The following is a 26,017-nucleotide window of genomic DNA, read 5'->3' as shown; positions in this document are numbered from 1 at the left end:
ACTAATTATTCTTTTTTCGGAGCTGTTTCCCGCTTTCCGCTATATCTTTTTCGCCAACGCTTTTTTTAAGCCAATTCAGAAAAAGGATGCCGCTGCAATCGCGGCTAGCATATTTGTCGTCTTTTTTAATAATACACGGTAACCACTCACTTTGTCATTCCGTAGGAATCTCAACAATCATTATTACAAATAAACTTTACAAAATAAGTTTAGATTCCACGCTCAACTCCGTTCCGCTCTGAATGACAAAGACACCGTTTATTTTGCTGAGTGAAACGCCTTTGCGAACTTAAAAAACATGCGAATTGTCTTAAACTCTTTTCGTCCCTTGCGTTTAAAACAAGCATCAAAAGTCTCTTCACCTTTCTTATCCTACGTCAACATTTTCCCAGTCTGCAAGACGTAAATTTGTACTATAAATAATTAACAATATGAAAACAGTATATCATAAAGCAGATACAAGAGGACATGCAGATCATGGCTGGTTAAATAGCTACCATACATTCAGTTTTGCGAATTATCAGAATCATGAAAGAACGCATTTCGGAGTGTTGAGAGTGTTAAATGACGACACCGTTTCTCAGGGAATGGGTTTCGGAACGCATCCTCACAAAAACATGGAAATCATTTCAATTCCGTTAGAAGGCGATTTGGAACATAAAGACTCGATGGGAACGACTGCTGTTATCAAAAAAGGAGAGATTCAGGTGATGAGTGCGGGAACCGGTGTAATGCACAGCGAATACAACAAAAATAAAGATGAAGCTGTAAAATTTTTGCAAATCTGGGTTTTCCCGAAAGAAGAGAACGTTGAACCGAGATACGACCAAAAAAGTATCAAAGAAGGCGAAAAAATCAATGGATTTCAACAGATTTTATCTCCAAACAAAAATGACGACGGAGTTTGGATTCATCAGGATGCTTGGTTTAATTTAGCTAATTTCACGAAAGGAAACGGCAAAAATTATACGCTTAACAAAAAAGGAAACGGCGTTTATGCTTTTGTATTAAAAGGAAGCGCAAAAGTTGGCGACAGAATTTTAAATGAAAGAGACGGATTAGGAATCTGGGATACTCAAAGTTTCAATATTGAAGCGGTTGAAGACACAGAAATCCTTTTAATGGAAGTCCCAATGGAATTACCCGCATATTTAAAATAATAAGTAAAATATTTCGCAGCATAAAAGATTCCCCCTTCTCTGGAGAGGTGGCGAAAATTCAGAAAAAATTTTTGACGGGGTGGTTTAAAAGATAAACATTAGCAAAAAAACTCCGATCTTTGCATCAAAAATTAAGAGAAAAATAAAACAACAATACTTAAACAGATAAAAATATAATGAAAATTTTAGCAGTAGCAGGAAGTAATTCTGATGCATCAATCAATAGACAATTGGTAACTTATGCCACAACATTATTCGAAAACGCAGAAGTTGAAATCGTTGACATGAATGATTTTGAAATGCCAATTTACAAACATCAAAGAGAAGTAGAAAGTGGAATTCCACAGCAGGCAGAAGATTTCGCATCAAAAATTGATAATGCGGATGTACTTTTGGTTGCTCTTTCTGAGCATAATGGGACGTATTCCACAGCATTTAAAAATGTGTTCGACTGGACTTCAAGAATAAAGCCCAGAGCAGTATGGAACGAAGTTCCGATGTTATTGATGGCTACAGCTCCGGGAGCAAGAGGTGGATTAGGTGTTTTAGAAGCTGCAACAAAGCGTTTTCCTCTTCACGGAGGAAATATCGTTGATACTTTTACGCTTCCTTTCTTCAATGATAATTTTGACAAAGTCGCTCAAAAGATCTCTAACGAAGAAAAAGACAGTGAGTTAAGAGAAAAAATTAAGAAGATTTCGGCTATTGAATCTATCCTTGAAAAATAGGTTTGAATATTAATATAAAATTAATATCTTTGCAAAAAGAAAAAAGATGAAAATTCAGACCACTTTTAAAGAATGTTTCTCAGAGAAAGGGAATATTGTGGACTCTGAAATTCTGAGATAAAATAACGGCCGATAATCTACCAAGATTGTCGGCTTTTTTGTTTTCTTAATTTGAATAAAAAGTTTGAAATAAATTTCTAAAAGTAGACATGAGCAACACGTACAAATCAGCAGGAGTAGACAAAGAGGAAGGATACAAAACCGTTGACAAGATCAAGAAAGCGGTTGGGGAAACTCACAATTCCAATGTATTGAATCATTTGGGAAGTTTTGGGGCTTTCTATGAGATCGGAGGATACAAAAATCCTGTTTTGGTTTCAGGAACCGATGGTGTGGGAACGAAGCTGAAAGTGGCTTTAGATTCAAAAAAATACGATTCTATCGGGGTAGATTGCTTCGCGATGTGTGCGAATGACATTCTTTGTCATGGTGCAAAACCATTGTTCTTTTTAGATTATCTGGCTTGCGGAAAATTAGATTCTGAAATTGCTGCTGAGATCGTTTTAGGAATGGTTGAGGCTTGCAAAGACAACAACTGTGCATTGATCGGTGGAGAAACTGCAGAAATGCCGGGAATGTACCAGCCGGGAGATTATGATGTTGCAGGATTCTGTGTAGGAATCGTTGAAAAAGATCAGATTATTGATGGTTCTAAAATCAAACCTGGTGATAAAATTATTGCTCTTCCAAGTTCAGGATTCCATTCAAACGGATTTTCTTTGGTAAGAAAAGTATTCCCGAATTTTGAAGAAGAATTCGAAGGAAAGCCTTTATACGAAACACTTTTGGTTCCGACTAGATTATATTATAAAGATATTCACAAAGTGATTGAAGAAGTACAGGTTGCTGGTATTGCTCACATTACGGGTGGTGGTTTATATGAAAATATTCCAAGAATTATCGGTGACGGACTTTGTGCGACTATCGATGCTTCGAAAATCAAAATTCCAAGCATTATGTTGGAATTGGAAAAAAGAGGTGGTGTAGCTCGTGAAGAAATGTTCGGAACATTCAATATGGGTGTCGGAATGATCGTTGTCGTTGACGCAGAACATGCTGAAAAAGTATTACATCTTCTTGATGACGCTTACGAGATCGGAGAAATCACGGAAGGAAGCGAAAAGATAAATTTATCAATATAACAATTTATCGATGTACCAGTGTACCAATTAAATCCATTGTTACATTGTTAAACTGATACATTGTTACATTAATTTTATGAAAAACTTAGTTATACTGGTTTCAGGTTCAGGATCTAATCTTCAGAGAATTATCGATACCATTAATAATGGAGAAATCCAGAATGCAAAAGTATCTTTAGTTGTTGCAGACAGAGAATGTTTCGGGCTGGAAAGAGCAAAAAATCATAACATAGATAATGTTCTGATTCCTAGAGGAAAAAATTTCAGCAGTGAATTGAGTAAAATAATCCCTGAAAATACAGATTTAATCGTACTGGCGGGATTTTTATCCATATTAAAACCTGAATTTTGTGAAAATTGGAACGGAAAAATAATCAATATCCATCCGGCTTTGCTTCCAAAATATGGAGGAAAAGGGATGTGGGGACATCATGTTCATAATGCGGTTATTGAAGCTAAAGAAAAAGAAAGTGGAGCAACTGTACATTTTGTAACTTCAGGAATTGATGAAGGGGAAGCCATTCTTCAAAAATCATTTGAAGTTACAGAAGATGATACTCCCGAAACCGTAGCGGAAAAAGTTCATTTAATTGAATACGAGATTTTTCCTATAGCTATCAATAAAGTATTAGGAAACTAATTAAACATACAGATTGTCATTCCGCAGGAATCTAAGCACAGTTTTTATCTTTTTAAAAATGATAAAAAAGGTGAACAATTAAACAGTTAGTATTAGAGATGTCATGCTGAGCTTGTCGAAGCATCTCTTTAATCAATAAAAAGACACACTTAGATTGATCAAAAATATTTCGAAAAACAAGGAAAAATCTAAGTAAAATAAAATAATCGGAGGTGAAAGAACCGGTTAACAGTTTGAAATAGCTGTAAAAAGTAAATGAAAAGTAAAAGTTCTTATGCTAAAAAGAGTCCCGAACGGATGCTTTAAATCAGAATAGGATGAAATCCTACCGTATTGATGCATTAAGAACGATTTAAACAAGCATAGGAGAAGATCCTATGAAAAAAATCGAAAGTAAAATGAGTAAAAAGAGAGTTTTAATCAGTGTTTCTGACAAAAGCGGATTGATTGAATTTGCACAGTTTTTGGAAGCCCATAATTATGAATTAATTTCTACAGGAGGGACGTTCAAACATTTGAAAGATGCTGGTTTAAATCCAATTCAGATTGATGAGGTTACCAATTTCCCTGAAATGTTGGATGGTAGAGTGAAAACTTTACACCCGAAAGTTCATGGAGGATTATTGGCTGTTCGTTCAAACGAAGAGCACATGAACACGGTTCAGGAGCACGGAATTGATTTGATCGACATGGTTATCGTGAATCTTTATCCTTTCTTTGAAAATGTAAACAAAGACATTTCTCTTCACGAAAAGGTAGAATTTATTGACATCGGAGGTCCTTCAATGCTTCGTTCTGCAGCTAAAAACTTTGATTCTGTTACGGTAATTACTGATGTTGAAGATTATGCAACAGTAAAAATCGAAATGGAGCAAAACGGTGACACCTACATCGAAACGCGTAAAAAGTTGGCAGGAAAAGTATTCAACCTTACTTCTGCTTATGACGGAGCTATTTCAAGAATGCTTTTAGAAGAAGATTATCCGACTTATTTGAATGCTTCTTACAAAAAAGTTTCTGACTTAAGATATGGTGAAAACCCTCATCAGACGGCAGCTTATTACGTTTCTACTTTCGAAAATGGAGCGATGAAAGATTTCGAACAATTGGGAGGTAAAGAATTGTCTTTCAACAATCTTCGCGATATGGATCTTTGCTGGAAAGTAGTAAACGAATTCAAAGAAGAAATGGCTTGTTGTGCAGTAAAGCATTCTACACCTTGTGGCGTTGCGATCGGAACTTCGGCTTTGGAAACATATCAGAAAACTTTCGAGTGTGATCCGGTTTCTATCTTTGGCGGAATTGTTGCTACCAACTACAAGGTTGACGCGGCAACAGCTGAAGAATTAAACAAAACTTTCCTGGAAATTGTAATGGCTCCTGATTTTGATGAGGATGCTTTAGAAATTTTAAGAAAAAAGAAAAATTTAAGAATTATAAAAATCGTTAACCCTGTTTCTGACAAACAGACTTGGGTGAAGGTTGACGGTGGAATTTTAGTTCAGGATAACGACAGTATCTTCTCTGATGATATTAAAGTTGTTACTGAAACGCAACCGACCGAAGAGCAGAAAAAAGCATTGCTTTTCTCTCAGAGAGTAGTGAAATACGTTAAATCAAACGCAATTGTTGTTTCAAACGGTATCCAAGCTTTCGGAATCGGAGGCGGACAGGTAAACAGAATCTGGGCAACTCAGCAGGCTATCGAAAGAGCAAAAGAAAAATTCACGGGAGATTTAGTGTTGGCTTCTGACGCGTTTTTCCCTTTCCGTGACGTAGTTGATTTCTGCGCTCAGGAAGGTATCACAGCGATTATCCAGCCGGGAGGAAGTGTGAAAGATCAGGACAGCATCGATGCAGCAAACGAGCACAAAATTCCGATGATGTTTACTGGAATCAGACATTTTTTCCACTAAAAGATTAAGAGATTCAGAAATTTAGCAATTAAGAGACTACTGATGCTAATTTCTTAATTCCTTAATCTCTCAATTTTTTAATTTTAAATTATATATTTGTAAAATAGACTTGTTAATTAAATAAAATATGAGAATATTAATCATAGGTGAAGGTGGAAGAGAGTCAGCTTTGGCTGCAAAGCTTCAGAACGACTCGAGAGTTTCTAAAATGTTTTTTGCAAACGGAAACGCAACTACCGATGTAATAGGGAAAAATGTTCATTTATCAGAGATTAAAGAACTTAGAGATTTTGCTATTAAAGAAAAGGTAGATTTAACTATCGTAGGTCCTGAAGCACCGCTTGTAGCTGGTTTGAAGGATGAATTTAAGAAGCACGACCTTAAAGTTTTCGGTCCGACTCAAAAAGTAGCCAGCCTGGAAGGAAGTAAGGCTTTCTCTAAGAAATTTATGCAGACCTATGATATCAAAACGGCAAAAGCTGTGGTATTTGATTCATATAACGAAGCTAAAGCATATGTTCAGACTCAGGAATTTCCTTTAGTAGTGAAAGCTAGCGGTTTAGCTGGTGGAAAAGGTGTTGTAATTTGCGATACTCTGGAAGAAGCTGAAGCTACCATCCACGATTTCATGATTCGCAGAATTTATGGAGATGCGGGAATTCGTTTAGTTATCGAAGAATTTTTACAAGGTTTTGAAGCTTCAATTATTGCTTTCTCAAACGGCGAAAAGTTATTCCCTTGTGTTGCTGCTAAAGATTATAAAAAAGCTGGGAACGGTGATACAGGACCAAATACAGGAGGTATGGGTTCAGTGGCACCAAGCCCGGAATTTACAGCAGAACATCAGGCAGATTTCGAGAAAAATATTCTAGAACCTACTATTGCAGGTCTTAAAGGGGAAGGTTTCAGCTTTAAAGGAATCATTTTCTTCGGATTAATGGTCACTAAAAACGGAACTTATCTTCTTGAATATAACATGAGATTCGGTGATCCTGAAACTCAGGTGTTGATGGCTTTAATGGAAAATAATCTATTAGACGTTATTAATGACTGTATGGAAGGAAGAGACATTGAGCTTAAATTTAAAGACGAAAAAGCGGTTTGTCTTGTAATGTGTTCGGGAGGTTATCCAAGAAACATTGAGACAGGTTTTGAAATCGTTGGCGAAGACAAAATGAAGCACAGCAAACTTTTGTATGCCGGAGCTATCAAAAAAGGTGACAAAGTAGTTTCAAACGGTGGTAGAGTTCTAAACATCGTAGCTACGGGAGCAACTTACGAAGATGCCCGCAAGAAAGTTTACGAAGATGCAAGTCACGTGCATTTCGATTACGGCTTCTACAGAGAAGACATCGGAAAGTTTTAAAATAAAATCACAAAAAAAGATTTGGAGCAATTTCCAAGTCTTTTTTTGTAAAGATTTCATCAATAGGATCAGGCTTTGCCCGATTAAAAAAGTTGGAATATAGAACTCGGCTTTAGCCAAAACTTAATTAAGAGTTATATTGAGCCCTGAAGGGGGCGAAACTATAATAGCTCCGGGTGAAACCCGGATAAAATAATTCAACAATAATTTATCAATTCAAAAAATGAACAACGGTATTATCATATTAGATTTCGGATCTCAGTACAACCAGCTTATCGGAAGAAGAATCCGTGAGATGGGTGTATATTCTGAAATTTTGCCTTTCAATACACCATTAGAAACTATTTTAGAAAAACAGCCGAGAGGAATTATCCTTTCCGGTGGACCAAGTTCTGTGAATGCAGAAAATGCTCATTTAGTTAAAAAAGAATTATACGAGCAGGGAATTCCGGTTTTAGGAATTTGCTACGGAATGCAGTTGACAGCACATCTTTTGGGTGGAAAAGTTCATAAAGGCGTAAAAGGTGAATATGGAAAAGCTCATTTAGATATCATTAAAGAAAGCTCTTTGTTAAAAGGAGTTACAAACAATTCTATTGTGTGGATGAGCCACTTTGACGAGGTTGGGGAATTGCCTGCAGGTTTTGAATTAAATGCAAAATCTGGTGTAATCGCTTCGATTTCAAATGAGGATAAAAAAATATATTGTGTACAGTTCCACCCGGAAGTTTCTCACACAGAAGAAGGTGGAAAAATGTTGGAGAATTTCGTTTTTGGAATTTGTAATGCAGAGAAAAACTGGAAACTGACCAATTATATTGATAAAACAATCACAGAAATCCGTGAAAGAGTAGGTGATCAAAAAGTGATCCTTGGACTTTCAGGAGGTGTAGATTCTTCTGTGGCAGCGGTTTTAATTCACAGAGCAATCGGCGATCAGTTGCAATGTATCTTTGTTGATACCGGTTTATTGAGAAAAGATGAAGGCAAAAAAGTAATGGATAATTATGGAGAACATTTCCATATGAACATTAAACTGGTTGATGCTTCTGAAAGATTTTTATCAAAATTAGCAGGAGTTGATGATCCTGAAGCAAAAAGAAAGATCATAGGAAATGAATTTATTCACGTTTTTGACGAAGAATCTCATAAAATTGAAGGGGCAAAATTCTTAGCTCAGGGAACAATCTATCCGGATGTTATTGAAAGTCAGTCTGTAAACGGACCATCTGCAGTAATCAAATCTCACCACAACGTTGGTGGGCTTCCTGAAGAAATGGAGTTTGAATTATTAGAGCCTTTAAGAGAATTATTTAAAGATGAAGTAAGAAAAGTAGGAGAAGAATTGGGTATTCCTCATCATTTGGTACACAGACATCCTTTCCCTGGTCCTGGTTTGGGAATCAGAATTTTAGGAGCTGTTGATGCTGATAAAGTTAGAATTTTGCAAGAAGCTGATGATATTTTCATCGAAGAACTGTATAAAAATGATTTGTACGAAAAAGTTTCTCAGGCTTTCGTGGTACTTCTTCCGGTAAAATCAGTCGGAGTGATGGGCGATGAAAGAACTTACGAATACACAGCGGTAGTTCGTTCTGCAAACACCATCGACTTCATGACAGCAACTTGGAGCAGACTTCCTTATGAGTTTTTAGATACTGTTTCAAGCAGAATCATCAACGAAGTAAGAGGGATCAACAGAGTAGCTTATGATATTTCAAGCAAACCACCTGCAACAATCGAGTGGGAATAATTTTGACTTGAATTTTAAATATAAATCCTGCCTTTGGGTGGGATTTTTGTTTTAAGCTTAAAATTGCTTTAATGAAAATACAATCAGTAAAATATTTATACAAATTAATAAACAATAAATAGCTTTAAACATCCAGCGCTTATGAAAAATAAGATAGTTTAATATCATTGACAACATTAAATAAAAATAAACAAAACTTTTTGCATCACCAATATTGATATTTGAATTAAATAATAAATTCAAATTATGTGAAACATTAATTGATGAATCAGCATAGAAAATTCTTAAGGCAAAAATAATTGTAATACTTATAGTTTGAATTAACGCGTAGATTTTCATTTGTTATAAGAAATTTTTAATAAAATCTTTAATTGTATTAAATCGGATTTGTTTAAATTTTCCCTAAATTTAAGTAAAATTACTTCAAATGCAAATAGAAACGAGAACCCTTACGGTTCAGGATTACGATGGATTGGTAGAAACGATGAGGCGTGCTTATCCTCAAATGTCGGAATACGTATGGTCTAAAAAAAGCATCGAAAAATTAACCAAAATATTTCCTAAAGGCCAGATCTGTATAACAGTAGACGGAAAATTGGCTGCAGTTGCGCTTTCCATTATTGTGAATTATGACGAATTTGGAGACGATCATACCTACAGTGATATTACAGGAAATTATACTTTTAATACCCATTTATCAACCGGAAATGTCTTATATGGAATTGAAGTTTTTGTCGATCCCGAATTTCGCGAACTGAGATTAGGAAGAAGATTGTATGATGCACGAAAAGAGCTTTGTGAATTATTAAATCTGAGATCAATAGTTTTAGGCGGAAGGATCCCGAATTACCATAAACACAGTGAATTATCACCAAGAGAATATATCCGAAGAGTAAGAGATAAGGAAATTTACGATCCTGTTTTATCTTTTCAATTGTCTAATAACTTCTTGCCAATCAGAGTTTTAAAAAAGTATTTGCCGGAAGATGAATCTTCCAAAGAAAATGCGGTTTTGCTTCAATGGAATAATATTTATTACAGCAAAAAGCCAAACACAATGCAGGACAGTATCATTCGTTTGGGATTGGTTCAATGGCAGATGAGACATTTTAAGGATATTGACGCTTTCTACGAACAGGTTGAGTTTTTTGTTGATGTAATGGGAGATTATAAAGCGGATTTCGTTCTTTTCCCTGAATTATTCAATACACCTTTATTGGCGCCGTTCAACAAACTTTCTGAGAGAGACAGTATGATTGAGTTGGCAAAATTATCGGAAGAAATTAAGATGAAAATCTCCGATTTGGCAATCAGTTATAATGTCAATATTATTTCCGGAAGTATACCGGTTTTTGAAAATAATGATTTGTATAATGTAAGTTATCTTCTTCACAGAGACGGAAGAGTCGATGAATACCGAAAAATTCACATCACGCCAAACGAGAAAAAATACTACGGAATGAAAGGCGGAAACGAGATCAGGGTTTTCGACACAGATTGTGGGAAAATCGGTCTTGTCATTTGCTATGATGTTGAATTTCCGGAACTTCCAAGGATTTTAGCAGATCAGGGAATGAAAATTCTTTTTGTTCCTTATTTAACTGATACTCAGAATGCTTACATGAGAGTTCGTCATTGTGCAGCAGCGAGAGCGATCGAAAACGAATGTTATGTTGCCATTGCGGGTTGTGTAGGAAATCTTCCGGGTGTTAATAATATGGATATTCAGTTTGGTCAGGCTGCAGTTTTCACGCCTTCTGATTTTGCGTTTCCATCGAATGCAGTGAAAGGAGAAGCAACCCCAAACACAGAAATGACCTTAATTGTCGATGTAGATTTAAATTTATTAAAGGATCTTCACCATAACGGCTCAGTCCAGGTGATGAAAGACCGAAGAAGAGATTTGTACGAAACGTATCTAAAATAAAAAAACGGAATGCAAGACTGCATTCCGTTTCTATTTTGTTGTTTTTTAACTTAAATATTAAGCTAATTGCGGACAAAGTACAGCAGGACAAATTAATCCCGGACATCTTGGTCTGCCGTCGTCCGGACAGCATTTGTATGAACAATTTCTGATAATTCCGGCTCCTGAAATACTTTTCATTTGCTCTCTTGAGATTTTCTTTAAATTTTTCATTTTAATAATTTTAGAGGTTAGTTTTAGTATTTGGTAATTGTAAAGTTAAAAAAATCCTGCTAATAAAATTTGATCTTAAAAAGTTTTGATATAAATTAATCTGAACATTAATAGGAATAATTTTTGAATTAAATTGCACTTACATTTCAAGATATGTTTGACAAGCAGCAAAGAAAACTGAAAAGATCCGCCAAACTGATTTCCGTGTTGAGTAAATACGGTTTTAAAGATATGTTGGCGAGAATGAACAGCGGAAATAAACAGGTAGAAATTCCCAATAATTCTGATGAAATTGTTTCGAAAGGAACAGTTTATGAAAGAATACGGTTGGTTTTGGAAGAGCTGGGACCTACTTTTGTGAAGCTTGGTCAGACCTTCAGCAACAGGGAAGACCTTCTTCCGCCGGAACTCATTCAGGAACTGCAGAAATTACAGGATAAAGTGGACGTGGTAGAAATGAATGTTGAGGAGATCATAGAAAATGAATTTGATATTTCCATTAAAGAACATTTTCTTGATATTCAGAAAGATCCATTGGCTACAGCTTCGATAGCGCAGGTTTATAAAGCCACTTTGCTCGATGGAAATGAGGTGATTTTAAAAATTAAAAAACCTGATGTTCAGACTGTTATTGAAGATGATTTATTATTAATTAAAGATCTTGAAAAACTTGTTTCGTCATACTCGGAAATAGGAGAGAAGCTGAATCTGAAACAGGCGATTTCGACTTTTGAAAAATCTTTGTTAGAAGAGGTTTCCCTGATTAATGAAAAGGAAAATATTCTGCAATTCAGAAGAAATTTTAAAGATAGCAAAGAAACATATGTTCCGAACGTTTACGGAGAATTTTCCAATAATAATGTTCTTTGCATGGAATTTATTGACGGAATAAAAGTTATTGATAAACCGTCACTTTTAGAAAATAATATTGATCCGGTAAATGTTTCAGAGGTTGGTTTGAGGCTTTTCGTTTCACAGATTTTAGATTACGGTTTCTTTCATGCAGATCCGCATGCGGGAAATATTTTAGTGAAAAAAGATGGAAAAGTTGTTTTTATTGATTTTGGTGCGGTAGGGAAAATTCCGCCGAACGATAAAGAAGTCCTTGAAAATTTAATTATAAGTTTCGTTGCCAAAAATCCTCACAAGATTGTAAGATACCTCAAAAAAATGGCAATCAGCTATCAGATCCCTGATGAAAGGAGGTTTGAAAACGATGTAGATGACATTCTGAATTTTGTTCACAGTTCTTCGTTAAAGGAGATTGATCCTCATTTAATTATAAACAAAATGAAAGATGTTTTGAAAGATAATCGACTTAATATGCCCGATTATTTTTATCTTTTGTTTAAAGGAATTGGCTTAATAGAGGGAGTCGGACGAACCATAAATCCAGATTTGGATATCGTAAAAAGTCTCAGTCCTTACACGAAAAAAATATTCACCAAAAAGATCAACCCAAAGAATCTTTTAAAAACCGGAATGGACAGAATGATGAATTTCACAGATAATGTGGATGAAATCCCGAAAGAATTGCGTTCTGTTTTACAAAAATTAGATGAAAATAAATTTACTATTTCAAGTGAAATTAAAAATATTGATAAGACGAATCAAATTATAAAATCCAGTATTGTTAATCTTATTTTAGCAATGATTTTAGGGGCAAATATTATTGCAACTGCCATTGTTTTTGTTTCTGAAGCGGGACCGAGAATTGGCGAAATGTCTGTGGTTGCAGTGTTGGGATTTGTTTTTTCGATATTACTGATGATTATACTTTTGTTGAGAATTACCCGAAAATAATTTATTTGTGAAGATTTCGCAAAGAAAAAATAAGCACAAAGTTTGTCATTTAGTAGGAATTTCTACAATATTTAAAGCTTGGCTGAGATTATTTTTATAAAGTGTGAGATGCTTCGACAGGCTCAGCATGACATTCTTAATCTAACTTTTAGAAGCTAATTTTTAACGGTGTCATGCTGAGCCTGTCGAAGCATCCGATTAAACTCAAAACTGAAAATTTTAAACTGAAAATTTTCACATCAGAGAGCATCTTTAACTTAAATTTTACAAATAAATTAATTGCCTATCTTTGCAAAATGGAAAAACTCACTTTTGCAGATTTTGACCTTCCGGTTAAAGTTCTTGATGTTTTAGCGGATCTGAATTTATTTGAACCTACACCGATTCAGGAAAAGAGTATCGGACCGATCCTTTCCGGGAGAGATGTAATGGGAATTGCACAGACCGGAACCGGGAAAACATTAGCTTATCTTCTGCCTGTTCTTAAAACCTGGAAATATAATAAAAGCGGAAATCCTACCGTTTTAATATTGGTTCCTACAAGGGAACTGGTAGTTCAGGTATCTGAAATTGTTGAGAAATTAACGGAAAATATTACTGCAAGAGTTATCGGAATTTATGGTGGAAAGAATATCAATACGCAAAAACTGTTGTTTAATAACGGCTGCGATATTTTGGTAGGAACTCCGGGTAGAGTAATGGATCTGGCGATTGATAATGCCATTTCCCTGAAAGAAGTTCAGAAACTGATCATTGATGAGTTTGATGAGATGCTTAATTTAGGTTTCAGACCGCAATTAACTCACATTTTTGAAATGATGAAAGATAAGAGACAGAATATTCTTTTCTCTGCAACCATGACAGACGCAGTAGACGAAATGCTGGATCAGTATTTTGCAGGTCCCATCGAAATTTCATTGGCAAAATCAGGAACTCCGCTTGAAAAAATTGAGCAGAGAGGTTATAAGGTAGAGAATTTCAATACGAAAATCAATTTGCTGGAGCATTTGCTGAAAAATGATACGGATATGTCTAAAGTGTTGATTTTTAATAATAATAAAAAACATGCAGATTTATTATTTACAAAAATTGATGAGCTTTTTCCCGGACAGTTTGACGTTATTCACTCTAATAAATCTCAAAATTACAGGTTAAAAGCTATGAAAAGCTTTGAGAACGAGGAGATTAGAGGTTTGATAACGACGGATGTTATGGCAAGAGGGCTTGATATTTCGAATATTACACACGTTATCAACTTTGAAACACCTGAAGTTCCTGAACAGTATATTCACAGAATCGGTAGAACGGGTAGAGCTGATAAAGACGGTAAAGCTGTTACTTTTGTAACGAAAAAAGAAGAAACTTTGATTCTTGACATCGAATTGCTGATGGATAGAGATTTGAAATACGTTGATTTCCCTGAAGAAGTGAAAATTAATCCTAAAAAGATTGCTTCTGAAGAAGATACGATCATAATGAAAAATCCAGCACAAGTAAAATTGAATGACGGTGGAGGAGCTTTCCATGAGAAAAAAGATAAAAATAAGAAGGAAAACTGGGGTGGACCTTCAAAAAGAAAAGCACCGAAAAAATTCGGGGCAAACAGAGCCCAACAAAAAGCAATTTCAAAGTCTAAAAGAAAGAAATAAAATAATAAAACTCCCGAATTTTCGGGAGTTTTTGTTTATAATAAGAATTTTTTTGCTAATTTATTTCATATAAGGATTCATCACAGAAGTCCAGAGTTGATAACCTTCCGGAGTCATATGAAGCATATCTTCTACAAAAAGATCTTTTCTTACATTTCCATTTGAATCCTGCATCACTTTTGTAATATCGATGAATTCTGCATTTGGTTCTTTTTTCATAAAAGCTGCAATTTGTTTGTTCGCTTCTTTCATTTGTGGCCAAAGCTTTTCGCGACTTGGAGAATATTTTATAGAAATATAATCAACTTCGATATTCGGGAATTTCTGACGGATCTTTTTGTAAAATGTTTTAAACCTGCCAACCACAACTTCAGCTTTTAATTGATGATTATCTGCAAAATCGTTTTCACCGCAGTAGACAATGATTTGTTTTGGCTGATAAGGATTTAAAAGATCATTAGCGTAAAAGTTAAGATCAGTAAGTCTTGAACCTCCAAAACCTCTGTTAATGATTGTTTTATCGGGGAAATAATTGGCAACATCCGTCCATTTTGTAAAAGATGAGCTTCCAACCAAAAGAATAGCATCTTTTTTTGGAGCAGTTTCCTGATCTAATTTTTTGAAATTCTGAATGTCCTGCCAGAACATGGGTTCTTTTTCCTGTGAAAAGAAAAGGGCAAAAGTCAGCAATAAAAATGCTGATAACATCTTCTTCATTGTTTTAATAATTTTTAGTTAGTATTAAAATTTTTCTTTTTCATAAAAAACTCCCGAAAAATTCGAGAGTTTATTTTTTATCTTTTATAAGAAACATATTCTGCATCTGGAACCAGATCTCCATTTTGATCGATATTGTCATACATTTGTTTTATCCTCATTTCTGAACTTGTAAGAATCACAATCTGATATTTTCTTGGACTGTCATTATTATAATTAATGACTAAATTTTTGGTATCAGTATCGTAGCTGTAAGTTCCTGAACTAAAACCATTTACATTACAACTGGCGCCCACTCCGGAATAAGAAGTAAAAGCCGTGGAATAATCTGTACCAAAATATGTATTGTTTTTAGCTTCACATCCTGTTGGAGTATATGTACTAATTACTGTTTTATCATCTTTTCCAGAGATAACTTCTCTTTTACTGATCTTCCAATCACCTTTCATCATATCCATTTCATAACCCTGGATATCATCATCTGAACAAGAAGTAAGCGCTAACGCTGAAAAGGCAAATAAAAGTAATTGTTTTTTCATTTTCACAAATTTAAGAATATGCTAAAATATAAATAAATTTGAAATATTTATAATGAAATTAAACTTTTTTAAACGAATGTTTGTAAATAAATGAATTTTACTTAGGGGATGGAAGATAATTGTGGAAAGAACTTAAAATTATAGATTTAAAATTGAAATTATTTAAAGATTATTATGATTAAACTTTAATAATCACAGCTTAAATCATAAAAGCAGTCTTTAGCTTTTAGCTCCCATCTCCAGTTTTATTAATAACTCATTTCAACAATCTTATAAGCGTCTTGTGGAGTCAGTTTTTTGTATTCTCCTAAACCTAGCCAATTCCTTTCTGTAAAGGCTTTTTCAACTCTTTCTGCGGTTCCCTTGTAGTCTTCCGTATATTCTGAAAGCTTAGTCTGAATATGTAAGCTATGGAAAAATTCTTCTAATTTTTTAATTCCTGCTTCGGCTTTTTCTTCAACAGTTCCGTCTTTTATTCCCCAAACTCGTTCCGCATATTGAGCTAATTTTCCTTTTTTAGACTCAAAATTATAACGGTAATGAGACGGAGCGATTACAGCCAATGTTCTTGCATGATCAATTCCGAAATAAGCCGTTAATTCGTGTCCCATTGCATGAACTGCCCAATCTGTAATGACTCCTTTCTGAATTAAGCCATTCAAAGCCATTGTACAGCACCACATGAAATTTCCTGCAGCATCATAATCAAAATCATCTGCCAAAACTTTCGGAGCAGTTTCCTGTAAGCTGATTAAAATACTTTCTGCGATTCTTTCCTGAAGATCAGCTGAAGAAGGTGCCGTCATATATTGTTCTAAAACGTGAGTGTAAGCATCTGTTAGTCCGTTTACGATCTGTCTTGGAGGAATTGATCTTACTACCTCCGGATCTAAAACCGAAAACTGTGGGAAAAGCCCAGGACCGCCTGCAGATAATTTTTCATTCGTTTCTCTTCTTGAAATTACATATCCCGAATTCATTTCAGAACCCGTTGCGGGTAATGTCAGAACACTTCCGAAAGGCATTCCTTCTCCTTCAAAAGTTCTTACAGGTTTTTTCAGGATTTCCCAAGGTTCGCCTGCGTAATTTGCCGCTGCAGAAAGGAATTTTGTTCCGTCAATCACAGAACCGCCGCCGACAGCCAGAAGGAAAGTAATGTTTTTTTCTTTGATGAAACTTAAAGCATTAATCAGTACTTCATATTCAGGATTGGCAGGAACTCCACCGAATTCGAATAATTCATGATCTTTCAAAGCTTCTTTCACCTGATCGTAAACGCCGTTGTTTTTGATGCTTCCGCCACCGTAAATCATTAAAACTTTGGCATCTTGTGGGATTTCCTTTGAAATTTTAGCGATTTCACCTTTCCCGAAAAGTATTTTTGTCGGATTTTTAAACTCGAAATTAAGCATTGTTCTTAAATTTATTTTATCCAAATTTACGGAATGCAAAGTGAAAATTGAGTTAAGGAAGTTTTAAAATTATTATGATTGATTTTTATTAAAACTATCAGGTTTTTACTTCTCATTGCGAGGAGCGAAGCGACGAAGCAATCTCATTATGATATTAAAACCATATAATGTTCAACCCATCAAGTTAACCACAGCGTTTGTCATTCCGTAGGAATCTAAACGATAATTTTTACAATTCAATCTCTAAAAATAAGTCCGGATTCCTATGGAATGACAAACGCTGTGTAAATTTTTTTAAATTTAAAATCAATTAGAAAGATACGCCTTTGCTTTTTTAATAAATTTCTCCTTATCCTTTTTAATATCACCAATCAATTTCTTCCTGTCATCGGGAATCGTCAGATATTTATCTCCCCAAAGATTAATTTCAACAATTAATGGGATGAGATCAATCCCTTTTTCTGTAAGAAAGTAAAGGAATTTCAGCTTATTATCAGGATGATTTTTTTTATCGATAATTCCGTTTTCCAGTAGATTGTGAAGTCTGGAAGCTAAAATATTCGTCGCAATCTTTTCATTGGCTTTCAGAAAATCTCCGTATGTACATTCCTTTTTAATCATCAGATCACGTATAATCAACAATGACCATTTATCACCCCACATTTCCAGGGAACAACTGATAGGGCAGTCTGATCTTTTTTTATTCATAGTATCAATATCTAAAATATTGCTTGTAAAATGAAAGTTTTTGTTTTAATTTTACTTGCAAAATAAAAGTAAATTTAATCATAAAAAATTAATAAATCAAATGGAAAATTATGACATAGCTGTAATCGGCTCAGGACCTGGCGGATATGTTGCTGCGATCAGAGCGGCACAACTTGGGTACAAAACTGCAATCATCGAAAAATACGATACCTTGGGAGGAACCTGCACCAATGTTGGCTGTATTCCTACAAAGGCTTTGCTGGATAGTACCCATCACTTTTCTGAAGCTCAATATAAATTTAACGAACACGGAATTAAATTGAGTGAAGTTGAACTCGATTTTCAACAGATGTACAAAAGAAAATCAGAAGTGGTCGCAAAAAATACTGCCGGACTCGATTTTTTAATGAATAAAAATAAAATCACCCGGTTGAAAGGAACGGCAAGCTTCGTCAATAATTCTACCATAAAAATTGTCAGTGAAAATGAAACAATTGACGTTACAGCAAAACATTATATCATCGCAACAGGCTCAAAACCATCCACAATTCCCGGAGTTGAAATCGATAAACAGAGAATCATCACATCAACTGAAGCATTATCTCTAAAAGAACAGCCAAAATCAATGATAATCATCGGTGGAGGAGTGATCGGTGTTGAAATGGCGTCAATTTTCAACCGTATCGGAACTCAGGTGACAATTTTAGAATATGCTGATAATCTGATTTCTACAATGGATAATGAATTAGGAAAGAGTCTTCAAAAAATACTTAAAAAAGAAGGAATTGATATTCGTTTAAACCAAGGTGTTTACAAAGCTGAAAATTTAGGATCTTCTGCTAAAGTTTTGTTTAAAGATAAAAACGGTACAGAAAACGAACTGGAAGCTGAATATGTTTTGGTAGCAGTTGGAAGAAAAGCCTTCACAAAAGGTCTGGGCTTGGAAAATACCGGAGTTGAATTGGATGAAAGAGGATTTATTAAAGTTCATGAAAATAATCAGACTGCAGTTTCCAATATTTTTGCAATCGGTGACGTGATTGGCGGTGCAATGTTGGCTCATAAAGCCGAAGAGGAAGGCGTTTTGGTGGCAGAAACGATCAACGGACAAAAACATCACATTCATTACGACAGAATTCCTTCTGTGGTTTACACTTGGCCCGAAGTTGCATCTGTAGGTCATTCCGAAGAATATTTAAAGAAAAATAATATTCCTTACAATGTCGGAAAATTTCCGTTTTCTGCGAGTGCAAGAGCGAGAGCGTCGATGGATATGGATGGTTTTTCAAAAGTTTTGGTTGATCCGAAATATGGTGAAGTTCTCGGCGTTCACGTAATTGGAGCCAGAGCCGCCGATTTGATTGCTCAGGGAGTAATTGCTCAGGAATATGAGATTACGGCAGAAGATATGTTCAGAATTTCTTACGCACACCCGACGTATTCTGAAACATTGAAAGATGCTTATTTAATCGCTTCCGGGCAAGGTGCGATAAATATTTAAGATTTGTTTAAAAATAAAGAAACCGCCCTGAAATGGGCGGTTTTATTTTTTATGGAGTGATGCAATCTTCACTTTTGAAATAAATTCCGTTGCTCTTTGCTTCGAGTTTTCCGGTTTTTCTGTTGATTTTGATAGAAAATGATTCTTTGATCAACGGACAGTTTTTTATTTTTGAAAGATATAATGAAATATTTTTGTCTTCAATTTTATATGAACTGCTTAATTTGTTTGTTGTGTCAACGATGTAGCCAAAAGTATTTGCAATCAAAATCGCTTCAGGAAGATTATCTATAAATCCGATAAAATCTCTCAACTGCTTTTCATTCGAAAAATATTTAGACTGATTATTTTCACAGGCAATGAGGTATAAAAAACAGTTTTCTCCTAAACATTTTTGAAAGAAACCTTTCTCCGGCGCCGGATCATTAATTGTCATAAACTTTGGCATTTGACTTTCGTAAATGATCGCTTTATCAGGATCGGGATTATTGCGGAGGACAGACCAATAATCAAATTTTTTGTCGGGAATAATGAAAGGATAGAGTAGTTCGGTATTGTCGAGGATCTCAGGAATTTTTTTGAAATCAGAAGGAATAGTTTTCTGACTGAAAACTAAACCGGATAATAATAAGGTCGGAAATAATAATTTCATTCTTTTGTTTTGCAAATTTAGCAAAGTAAAATTTATTGGAATATAATTTTATACGATCCATTTTCCTCTTTTACGTCTATACCTACCCCTGTAAACGTTAATTTATTGATTTGATAACCGTCACAGCCTCCTTTAAATTCCGACGACTGGATTGAAAAATTAAAGTTTTTTATATTAGAGCTAAAAGTATAATTTTTTGTACCATTATAAGCTCCCACGTTTTCTAAAATGACCATATCATCATTAGTTTTTGTGAGCTGTATTCCGGTTTGATTTTCTTCCTTAACCGAATAAGTTGTAAGCGTTCCGTTCGTGATTAAATTTTCATCATTAGAATCAACGAATTTAAAAGCAATAGGTTGAGGAGCATTATAGCAATCTTCACCACAAGCTGTGAAAAGAAAAGCTATTACAAGGAATATGAATATTTTTTTCATGGGATTAATTTCTGTGATGTGTAAAATTAATCATTAAATTTTTGTATTCAAAATTATAATAAACTTGAATTATTGTAACGGGACCTAAATATTTTTAAAACCTGGGCAAGCTGATAATCTGTAATGTCAAAATCATCAATCTGTATTTCTGTTTTTTCGTTGTTATGAAAAAAATATAAATAATTAATTTCAGGTTTGTAGTCATGTTTGGATTCACGACTTACTAAATGTTTTACAATAATTTTTTCAAGCTGGATTTCACCCCACAAATATCTTGGATTGTCTTTTATTTGAATACCTTTCCCATTAATTGAGATGATAATTTTAGATATTTTTTTAATTTCTAAAATAATTTTTATTATAAAATAAATTGTAAATGCTGATAATAATACAACTACAAATATCGACATAAAATTAAATTTGATAATAATACAAGAAAGAAAAAATATTCCCAGAATCACAAAAATACTATAGATGAAAATAGCGATAATCCTTCCTGAACGTGAATATTTAATAATAACTTCATCGGGAAGTGTGCTTTCGTCATATTCAATTTTATCACTTTTGTGAATATTATATTCTTTATAAATAAAAACTCCATTGATAAATGCACCAATGAAAAAGATAATAGAAAGAAAAATAAGGTATTGGAGTAAATACACTCCTATCAAGAAAGCTAAAATTCCTAAAATTGCATAAAAGATAATTCCGAATCTCATTTGTATTTTAATTTTTGCGAATATACATTTTAAACTCAATTTGAAGTATCAAAGAAAATATTATTTTTTAACCTCTTTCGCCTTATCAATATCTGTACTTATAAGATCTCTGGCATAAGAAGTAGCCTTTTGATATTTTTCTAAAAATGTGGCTTTAAATTCATCATTAATCCCTCCTGATTTCATAAATTCATATACGATCTCAGCCCTAATAGCTCTGAGTTCAAATAAGACAAGCTTATAGGTATTTTTCTTATTGTCAACCTGAAATAAAGTATCAAATGCTGTAACTGCAGTCGTTACAGCTCCTAAAATCAAAATAATTTTAGCTTCACTGAGATCATTAATTTCTGACATTCCTGCTAAAACAGTAATTATTCCTGCAAAAATAATTTGAGTAATTCTGATAAAATAGAACAGCAAGATATAATGATCGGCTTTTCTTTCAATTCTGTTAATTTCCTTTTGTATCTGAAGATAAAAAGGATCTGTGATAGAGTCTTCTTTCATGATATAATTAGTTTTACATAAAATTATATAATTAATTTCAGGAAAGTATATTAAATCTTTAATTAATTTTTAAAGTAACAAGGTTTGAATTAAAACCAAAATCCCCTACATTTGTTATATGATACACGACCAACGCGCAGAAAAATTCAGGCAGATCGTGGAAAATAAATTCCAGATCTACAATTCATTATTTATGAGCCTGCCTTATGATAAAATGACGAATATAGGGATGTTGCTTCCTTTCCTTTGTGAAGAAAGCAAAGTCGGTTACGAAGCAGGAAAAACACCTGAAGAAATCGTTGAAGAATTCTTTAAAAATCATACCGATTTACAGACCGAAGAGCAGAAAACCGAACTGCTTTTCAAAATCATACAATATATTGAAAGACAGGTGGTTTTGTTTGACAGTATCGAAGATGCTGCATTTCCGAATATTCACTCCGAAAGTGACAACGGAACGGTAACCAATATGTATGAACGTTCATTACAGGATCATAAACTGGAAAAAATTCGTGAAAAACTGAAGGATTTTGCTGTGAAAATTGTTTTTACGGCACACCCGACGCAGTTTTATCCGAATTCGGTGCAGAGAATCCTTCATGATCTTAGAAATGCGATTACAACAGATTCTATCACTAATATCGATATGTTGTTGCAGCAGTTGGGAAAAACCCCGTTTGTCAACAAAGAGAAACCAACTCCGATTGATGAAGCATTGAGTATTATTTATTATCTGAGATATGTGTATTATGATACGATTGGTGAGCTTTTCACCAAAATAAAAACAACTTTCGGGAATGATCATTTTCATTTGCATGAAGACCTGATTCAATTAGGCTTCTGGCCCGGAGGTGACCGCGACGGAAATCCTTTTGTGACGGCAGATGTTACAAAAAGAGTAGCGGAAGAACTTCATTCTGCGATTTTAAAGGCTTACTATAATAACCTTAAATCTGTACGAAGAAGATTAAGTTTCAGAGGAGTTTCCGATGTGTTGACGAAGCTGAGCAATGAGTTGTATTCTGCTATTTTCAGAAATGAAAAAATTACAGCAGAAGATATTATTAGCAGACTTGAAGAAGCAGAAAAAATATTGGTAGAACAGCACAATTCGTTATTTCTTGATCTTTTAGTGAATTTCAAAGATCGTGTGAAGATTTTCGGAACTCATTTTGCGACGTTGGATGTGCGACAGGACAGCAGAATTCATCAGCAGGTTATTGATGAGGTTTTTGCTAAAGTTCTTGGAAATACTGAAGCAACTCAGGAAGATAAATTCAATCAGCTAATTCAAATTTCAGAGAAAGTTAATCCTGACGACTTTGAAGATATTATTAGAGATACTTTATTGACGGTTTCTCAAGTCTCAGAAATCCAACAGTTGAACGGATACAGAGGAATGAACCGTTATATTATTTCTAATTCCGATGCGGTAAAAGATGTGATGAATGTGTATGCGTTTTTCAAGGTCTGCGGTTATCAGGATGAAGAGATCAATATGGATATTGTTCCGCTTTTCGAAACGATGGAAGGTCTTGCCAATGCCGAAAATGTGATGAGTGAACTGTATCAAAATCCGATCTACAAAAAGCATCTTTTAAAAAGAGGAAACCAGCAGACGATTATGCTTGGTTTCTCAGATGGAACAAAAGACGGCGGTTATCTGAAAGCCAACTGGGAAATTTATAAAGCAAAAGAACTTTTAACGAAACTTTCCGAGCAAAATGGAATTAAAGTCGTGTTCTTCGACGGTAGAGGCGGTCCGCCTGCAAGAGGTGGTGGAAAAACCCATGATTTCTATGCATCACAAGGAAAAACAATTGCCAATAACAAAATTGAATTAACGATTCAGGGACAGACAATCACAAGTATTTTCGGGAATAAAGAACAGGCAAAATACAACTTCGAACAGCTTCTGACAGCCGGAGTTGAAAACGATGTTTTCAAAAATTCTAAAAAGGATTTAACCGAAAAGGAAAGAGAATTAATCATCGAATTAGCAGATATCAGCTATAAAAAATATTCAGACTTAAAAGCGCATCCAATGTTCGTTCCCTATTTGCAGGAAATGAGTACGTTGGAATATTATGGTAAAACCAATATCGGAAGCCGTCCGTCGAAAAGAGGTGGTGGAAGTGAATTGAAATTTGAAGATTTAAGAGCAATTCCTTTCGTTGGTTCTTGGTCGCAGTTGAAGCAAAACGTTCCCGGATTTTTCGGTTTCGGTTTTGCGATGCAGCAGATGAAAGAACAGGGAAGATTTGATGAAGTGAGAGAATTATACAAAGGTTCGGATTTCTTTAAAACCTTGGTTTTAAACTCGATGATGAGTATGAATAAATCCTATTTTCCATTAACGTATTACATTAAAAATAATCCGAAGTTCGGTGAATTCTGGAATGTGCTTTTCGACGAATTTAATCTTTCAAAAAACATTATGCTTGAATTAACAGGCTTCAAAATGCTTCAGGAAGAAGATCCTTTATCAAGAAAATCGGTGAAAATTCGTGAAAGAATTGTGCTGCCGTTATTGAGTATTCAGCAATATGCGTTAATGAAAATTCAGAAAGGTGAAGGGAATAAAGAAGCGTATGGAAAACTTGTGACGCGTTCTTTGTTTGGAAATATTAATGCGAGTAGAAATTCGGCGTAAAATGAATTATGAAAGAACTTCTTCTTGCCATTTCTATTCTAATACTAAATACTAACTGCTTTTATTAGCTATTAATTTGTAGCATTGTCATGCTGAGCTTGTCGAAGCATCTATAAAAACAAAAAACCTCTCAACTTGAGAGGTTTTTTGTTTATTCTTTTATAAATTTCTCATAATAAAATTTCTCCTTCGTCTGAATTTTCAGATAATAAACTCCTTTCGCAAAATCTTCAACTTTCACAGATTTTTGATGAGTAGCTTTCGTAATTAATCTTCCTAAATTATCATAAACTTCCAAAGATAAAACGTCACTTTCAGAAGCAATATTCAAAATATTTTTGACAGGATTCGGGAAAATGGCAACATTGTTTTTCTTGACTAATTCAGAAGTACTCAGAACATTATTGTAAAAACTTCCGAAATTAAGGATTCCAAAACCCATTTGATCGGTATGATTAGGATATAGCGATGCGGTTTGTCTTAATTTATCCCTCATCAAATCGCGGTTCATGGTAGAAAAAGCCTGAATAAGACAGGCAACTCCTCCTGCAGCAATCGGTGTTGCAATAGATGTTCCGTTCACAACCGTGGTTGCATTGTTGTAAACTGAAATGGTTGCAGTTCCTCTTGTACTTCCATCCGGTTTTATAGCCCCCGCAGAATTCGGTCCATAGGAAGAAAAATTTGATGAAATTCCCGCAGAGTCTACAGATCCGATCGTGAAAACTTTTGTATTATCAGCTGGAGTGAGTAGATAATGCCACGGTTGAACACCGGAATTTCCGGCAGCAAATAAGGTGAAGATTCCTTTATTAACGGCAATTTCAGCTCCTCTTGCAATAAAAGAGGTTGATCCGTTTAAATTGGCATAGGTATAATTGTATTTAGGATCATCAAAAGTGGCATATCCTAAAGATGTTGTAATCATATCAACTCCTTTTCTGTCGGCTTCTTCTGCAGCTTCGATCCAGTATAGCTCTTCTTCAGGGATTTCTACAGTAGCATTTTCGCTTCGGTAAAGATAAAAATCGGCATCCGGTGCGGCTCCGACAAAAGTATCCTGAATGTAACCTCCGATTGCTCCCAAAACTACAGCACCATGATTATTTAAGCCGGTATTGTAAATATCTGTTCCTTTTGTTACAAAATCATAGCCTCCTTTAATATGTCCGTTTGTCCATAATCTTGAAAAAGCAGAACCTGTATTTACATTGGGAAATCCCGTATCAATCACCGCAATTGTCACTCCGGTTCCTGTATAGCCTGCCAAATGAAGCGGACGAAGATTAATCTGGTCAATCTGTGCAGAACCGGATCCGTAATCAAAGGTTGTTAAAATTTTATTAGTTGAATTTGTTGAATCCTCCCATTTATTAACATTTTTAATTTTCGTTCCTCCGGAAGAATTTTTAGCAAAACTTTCCACAGACTGCACATAAGTCTGAGTCTGAAGCGTCGCAATCTGAGCCGGAGTGGCATTAACAGCAACACCATTGAGCCATTTCGAATAATCCGTAACGGTAAATCCTAAACTTTGAATATTGGTAATATAAGATTGTTCGATAGGAGCGTCCTGATCATTAAGAGCAATTCCTAATGAAGTTCTGCGGTTGAGGGACTTTTGAGACAGTTCAGACAAAGGGTTTGCATAAAATGCAGCCTTGTTTGGTTTGTCTTTAAAAAATACAAAAACAAGCGATGTCTGTGCAAAACTCACAGAGTAACCCGCTAAGAGACAAAAGAGTAAAGTTTTTTTCATGTATTTATTTTGTATAAAGATAAAACAAAATCAATAAAATTTTTGATAGGATT

General features: G+C 34.6%; 22 protein-coding genes. 12 read left to right on the top strand and 10 right to left on the bottom strand.

Features of this window, described 5'->3' with window-relative positions; translation table 11 throughout:
* Window positions 1–431 precede the first annotated feature (431 nt).
* The 8 genes from ABD745_RS14540 to ABD745_RS14505 all read left to right on the top strand — a co-directional run bounded on the left by ABD745_RS14540 (window position 432) and on the right by ABD745_RS14505 (window position 10,692).
* Entirely contained in the window at window positions 432–1,160 is a 729-nt protein-coding gene (locus tag ABD745_RS14540) for a pirin family protein (protein ID WP_344831332.1), read from the top strand.
* A 176-nt stretch (window positions 1,161–1,336) separates the two neighbouring features.
* Window positions 1,337–1,888 carry an NADPH-dependent FMN reductase gene (locus tag ABD745_RS14535; RefSeq protein WP_344831330.1) on the top strand — a complete coding sequence of 184 codons (552 nt, stop codon included), beginning with the start codon at window positions 1,337–1,339 and terminating at the stop codon, window positions 1,886–1,888.
* A 209-nt stretch (window positions 1,889–2,097) separates the two neighbouring features.
* A complete protein-coding gene (gene purM, locus ABD745_RS14530) occupies window positions 2,098–3,090 on the top strand; it encodes a phosphoribosylformylglycinamidine cyclo-ligase (RefSeq protein WP_344831328.1) in 993 nt (330 codons plus the stop codon).
* A gap of 76 nt (window positions 3,091–3,166) precedes the next feature.
* Complete coding sequence (gene purN, locus ABD745_RS14525; protein WP_344831325.1) at window positions 3,167–3,730, top strand: phosphoribosylglycinamide formyltransferase; 564 nt, start codon at window positions 3,167–3,169, stop codon at window positions 3,728–3,730.
* A gap of 398 nt (window positions 3,731–4,128) precedes the next feature.
* A complete protein-coding gene (purH, locus tag ABD745_RS14520) occupies window positions 4,129–5,646 on the top strand; it encodes a bifunctional phosphoribosylaminoimidazolecarboxamide formyltransferase/IMP cyclohydrolase (protein WP_344831323.1) in 1,518 nt (505 codons plus the stop codon).
* Window positions 5,647–5,773: 127 nt separating this feature from the next.
* Window positions 5,774–7,012 carry a phosphoribosylamine--glycine ligase gene (gene purD, locus ABD745_RS14515; protein WP_344831321.1) on the top strand — a complete coding sequence of 413 codons (1,239 nt, stop codon included), beginning with the start codon at window positions 5,774–5,776 and terminating at the stop codon, window positions 7,010–7,012.
* Between the two features lie 223 nt (window positions 7,013–7,235).
* Complete coding sequence (gene guaA, locus ABD745_RS14510; RefSeq protein WP_344831318.1) at window positions 7,236–8,765, top strand: glutamine-hydrolyzing GMP synthase; 1,530 nt, start codon at window positions 7,236–7,238, stop codon at window positions 8,763–8,765.
* A 427-nt stretch (window positions 8,766–9,192) separates the two neighbouring features.
* The gene (locus tag ABD745_RS14505; RefSeq protein ID WP_344831314.1) at window positions 9,193–10,692 is read left to right on the top strand and encodes a carbon-nitrogen hydrolase family protein; all 1,500 of its coding nucleotides are present in this window, start codon (window positions 9,193–9,195) and stop codon (window positions 10,690–10,692) included.
* Between the two features lie 57 nt (window positions 10,693–10,749).
* Here the strand turns inward: ABD745_RS14505 and ABD745_RS14500 are convergent, their stop codons facing one another.
* On the bottom strand, window positions 10,750–10,905 hold the full coding sequence (locus tag ABD745_RS14500) for a bacteriocin-like protein (RefSeq protein ID WP_344831309.1): 156 nt from the start codon (window positions 10,903–10,905) through the stop codon (window positions 10,750–10,752).
* Between the two features lie 153 nt (window positions 10,906–11,058).
* Between ABD745_RS14500 and ABD745_RS14495 the strand changes: the two genes are divergently transcribed.
* Entirely contained in the window at window positions 11,059–12,708 is a 1,650-nt protein-coding gene (locus tag ABD745_RS14495; RefSeq protein WP_344831305.1) for an ABC1 kinase family protein, read from the top strand.
* A gap of 296 nt (window positions 12,709–13,004) precedes the next feature.
* Window positions 13,005–14,357, top strand: a complete 1,353-nt coding sequence (locus tag ABD745_RS14490) for a DEAD/DEAH box helicase (protein WP_344831300.1) — start codon at window positions 13,005–13,007, stop codon at window positions 14,355–14,357.
* A gap of 60 nt (window positions 14,358–14,417) precedes the next feature.
* Here the strand turns inward: ABD745_RS14490 and ABD745_RS14485 are convergent, their stop codons facing one another.
* The 4 genes from ABD745_RS14485 to ABD745_RS14470 form a co-directional block, all read right to left on the bottom strand.
* Entirely contained in the window at window positions 14,418–15,074 is a 657-nt protein-coding gene (locus ABD745_RS14485; RefSeq protein ID WP_344831295.1) for a GDSL-type esterase/lipase family protein, read from the bottom strand.
* A gap of 77 nt (window positions 15,075–15,151) precedes the next feature.
* Window positions 15,152–15,613, bottom strand: coding sequence for a lipocalin-like domain-containing protein (locus ABD745_RS14480; protein ID WP_344831293.1), 462 nt, complete (start codon window positions 15,611–15,613; stop codon window positions 15,152–15,154).
* 248 nt (window positions 15,614–15,861) lie between these two features.
* Complete coding sequence (locus ABD745_RS14475) at window positions 15,862–17,025, bottom strand: iron-containing alcohol dehydrogenase (protein WP_344831291.1); 1,164 nt, start codon at window positions 17,023–17,025, stop codon at window positions 15,862–15,864.
* Between the two features lie 306 nt (window positions 17,026–17,331).
* Complete coding sequence (locus tag ABD745_RS14470; protein WP_344831288.1) at window positions 17,332–17,733, bottom strand: winged helix-turn-helix transcriptional regulator; 402 nt, start codon at window positions 17,731–17,733, stop codon at window positions 17,332–17,334.
* Window positions 17,734–17,833: 100 nt separating this feature from the next.
* Between ABD745_RS14470 and lpdA the strand changes: the two genes are divergently transcribed.
* Window positions 17,834–19,234, top strand: coding sequence for a dihydrolipoyl dehydrogenase (gene lpdA / locus ABD745_RS14465; RefSeq protein WP_344831285.1), 1,401 nt, complete (start codon window positions 17,834–17,836; stop codon window positions 19,232–19,234).
* A gap of 49 nt (window positions 19,235–19,283) precedes the next feature.
* Here lpdA and ABD745_RS14460 read toward each other — a convergent pair whose 3' ends face one another.
* The 4 genes from ABD745_RS14460 to ABD745_RS14445 are packed head-to-tail and all read right to left on the bottom strand — an operon-like array spanning window position 19,284 to window position 21,552.
* Window positions 19,284–19,886 (bottom strand): hypothetical protein, encoded by a 603-nt coding sequence (locus tag ABD745_RS14460; protein WP_344831283.1) that lies wholly within the window; start codon window positions 19,884–19,886, stop codon window positions 19,284–19,286.
* A 32-nt stretch (window positions 19,887–19,918) separates the two neighbouring features.
* Window positions 19,919–20,323, bottom strand: coding sequence for a hypothetical protein (locus tag ABD745_RS14455; protein ID WP_344831280.1), 405 nt, complete (start codon window positions 20,321–20,323; stop codon window positions 19,919–19,921).
* Between the two features lie 53 nt (window positions 20,324–20,376).
* Window positions 20,377–21,042 (bottom strand): hypothetical protein, encoded by a 666-nt coding sequence (locus ABD745_RS14450; RefSeq protein WP_344831278.1) that lies wholly within the window; start codon window positions 21,040–21,042, stop codon window positions 20,377–20,379.
* A 60-nt stretch (window positions 21,043–21,102) separates the two neighbouring features.
* Window positions 21,103–21,552, bottom strand: a complete 450-nt coding sequence (locus ABD745_RS14445; protein ID WP_344831276.1) for an SLATT domain-containing protein — start codon at window positions 21,550–21,552, stop codon at window positions 21,103–21,105.
* A 118-nt stretch (window positions 21,553–21,670) separates the two neighbouring features.
* Here ABD745_RS14445 and ABD745_RS14440 point away from each other — a divergent pair, with 118 nt between their 5' ends.
* On the top strand, window positions 21,671–24,205 hold the full coding sequence (locus tag ABD745_RS14440; RefSeq protein WP_344831275.1) for a phosphoenolpyruvate carboxylase: 2,535 nt from the start codon (window positions 21,671–21,673) through the stop codon (window positions 24,203–24,205).
* 151 nt (window positions 24,206–24,356) lie between these two features.
* Here the strand turns inward: ABD745_RS14440 and ABD745_RS14435 are convergent, their stop codons facing one another.
* Complete coding sequence (locus ABD745_RS14435; RefSeq protein WP_344831273.1) at window positions 24,357–25,964, bottom strand: S8/S53 family peptidase; 1,608 nt, start codon at window positions 25,962–25,964, stop codon at window positions 24,357–24,359.
* Between the last annotated feature and the right edge of the window lie 53 nt (window positions 25,965–26,017).

The organism is Chryseobacterium ginsenosidimutans (assembly GCF_039536845.1).
In the GTDB taxonomy this organism is placed as follows: domain Bacteria; phylum Bacteroidota; class Bacteroidia; order Flavobacteriales; family Weeksellaceae; genus Chryseobacterium; species Chryseobacterium ginsenosidimutans_B.
The sequence above is the reverse complement of the archived record's forward strand: the minus strand, read 5'-3'. Positions and strand labels throughout refer to the sequence as shown.

What these genes read in the sequence shown, in the direction of transcription:
- ABD745_RS14440 (WP_344831275.1), top strand. Translation starts at nt 21,671, where the DNA reads ATGATACACGACCAACGCGCAGAAAAATTCAGGCAGATCGTGGAAAAT.
- ABD745_RS14455 (WP_344831280.1), bottom strand. Translation starts at nt 20,323, where the DNA reads ATGAAAAAAATATTCATATTCCTTGTAATAGCTTTTCTTTTCACAGCT.
- ABD745_RS14460 (WP_344831283.1), bottom strand. Translation starts at nt 19,886, where the DNA reads ATGAAATTATTATTTCCGACCTTATTATTATCCGGTTTAGTTTTCAGT.
- ABD745_RS14495 (WP_344831305.1), top strand. Translation starts at nt 11,059, where the DNA reads ATGTTTGACAAGCAGCAAAGAAAACTGAAAAGATCCGCCAAACTGATT.
- lpdA (WP_344831285.1), top strand. Translation starts at nt 17,834, where the DNA reads ATGGAAAATTATGACATAGCTGTAATCGGCTCAGGACCTGGCGGATAT.
- purN (WP_344831325.1), top strand. Translation starts at nt 3,167, where the DNA reads ATGAAAAACTTAGTTATACTGGTTTCAGGTTCAGGATCTAATCTTCAG.
- ABD745_RS14500 (WP_344831309.1), bottom strand. Translation starts at nt 10,905, where the DNA reads ATGAAAAATTTAAAGAAAATCTCAAGAGAGCAAATGAAAAGTATTTCA.
- ABD745_RS14480 (WP_344831293.1), bottom strand. Translation starts at nt 15,613, where the DNA reads ATGAAAAAACAATTACTTTTATTTGCCTTTTCAGCGTTAGCGCTTACT.
- guaA (WP_344831318.1), top strand. Translation starts at nt 7,236, where the DNA reads ATGAACAACGGTATTATCATATTAGATTTCGGATCTCAGTACAACCAG.
- ABD745_RS14485 (WP_344831295.1), bottom strand. Translation starts at nt 15,074, where the DNA reads ATGAAGAAGATGTTATCAGCATTTTTATTGCTGACTTTTGCCCTTTTC.
- ABD745_RS14490 (WP_344831300.1), top strand. Translation starts at nt 13,005, where the DNA reads ATGGAAAAACTCACTTTTGCAGATTTTGACCTTCCGGTTAAAGTTCTT.
- ABD745_RS14505 (WP_344831314.1), top strand. Translation starts at nt 9,193, where the DNA reads ATGCAAATAGAAACGAGAACCCTTACGGTTCAGGATTACGATGGATTG.
- ABD745_RS14470 (WP_344831288.1), bottom strand. Translation starts at nt 17,733, where the DNA reads ATGAATAAAAAAAGATCAGACTGCCCTATCAGTTGTTCCCTGGAAATG.
- ABD745_RS14450 (WP_344831278.1), bottom strand. Translation starts at nt 21,042, where the DNA reads ATGAGATTCGGAATTATCTTTTATGCAATTTTAGGAATTTTAGCTTTC.
- ABD745_RS14535 (WP_344831330.1), top strand. Translation starts at nt 1,337, where the DNA reads ATGAAAATTTTAGCAGTAGCAGGAAGTAATTCTGATGCATCAATCAAT.
- ABD745_RS14435 (WP_344831273.1), bottom strand. Translation starts at nt 25,964, where the DNA reads ATGAAAAAAACTTTACTCTTTTGTCTCTTAGCGGGTTACTCTGTGAGT.
- ABD745_RS14540 (WP_344831332.1), top strand. Translation starts at nt 432, where the DNA reads ATGAAAACAGTATATCATAAAGCAGATACAAGAGGACATGCAGATCAT.
- purD (WP_344831321.1), top strand. Translation starts at nt 5,774, where the DNA reads ATGAGAATATTAATCATAGGTGAAGGTGGAAGAGAGTCAGCTTTGGCT.
- ABD745_RS14445 (WP_344831276.1), bottom strand. Translation starts at nt 21,552, where the DNA reads ATGAAAGAAGACTCTATCACAGATCCTTTTTATCTTCAGATACAAAAG.
- purM (WP_344831328.1), top strand. Translation starts at nt 2,098, where the DNA reads ATGAGCAACACGTACAAATCAGCAGGAGTAGACAAAGAGGAAGGATAC.
- purH (WP_344831323.1), top strand. Translation starts at nt 4,129, where the DNA reads ATGAGTAAAAAGAGAGTTTTAATCAGTGTTTCTGACAAAAGCGGATTG.
- ABD745_RS14475 (WP_344831291.1), bottom strand. Translation starts at nt 17,025, where the DNA reads ATGCTTAATTTCGAGTTTAAAAATCCGACAAAAATACTTTTCGGGAAA.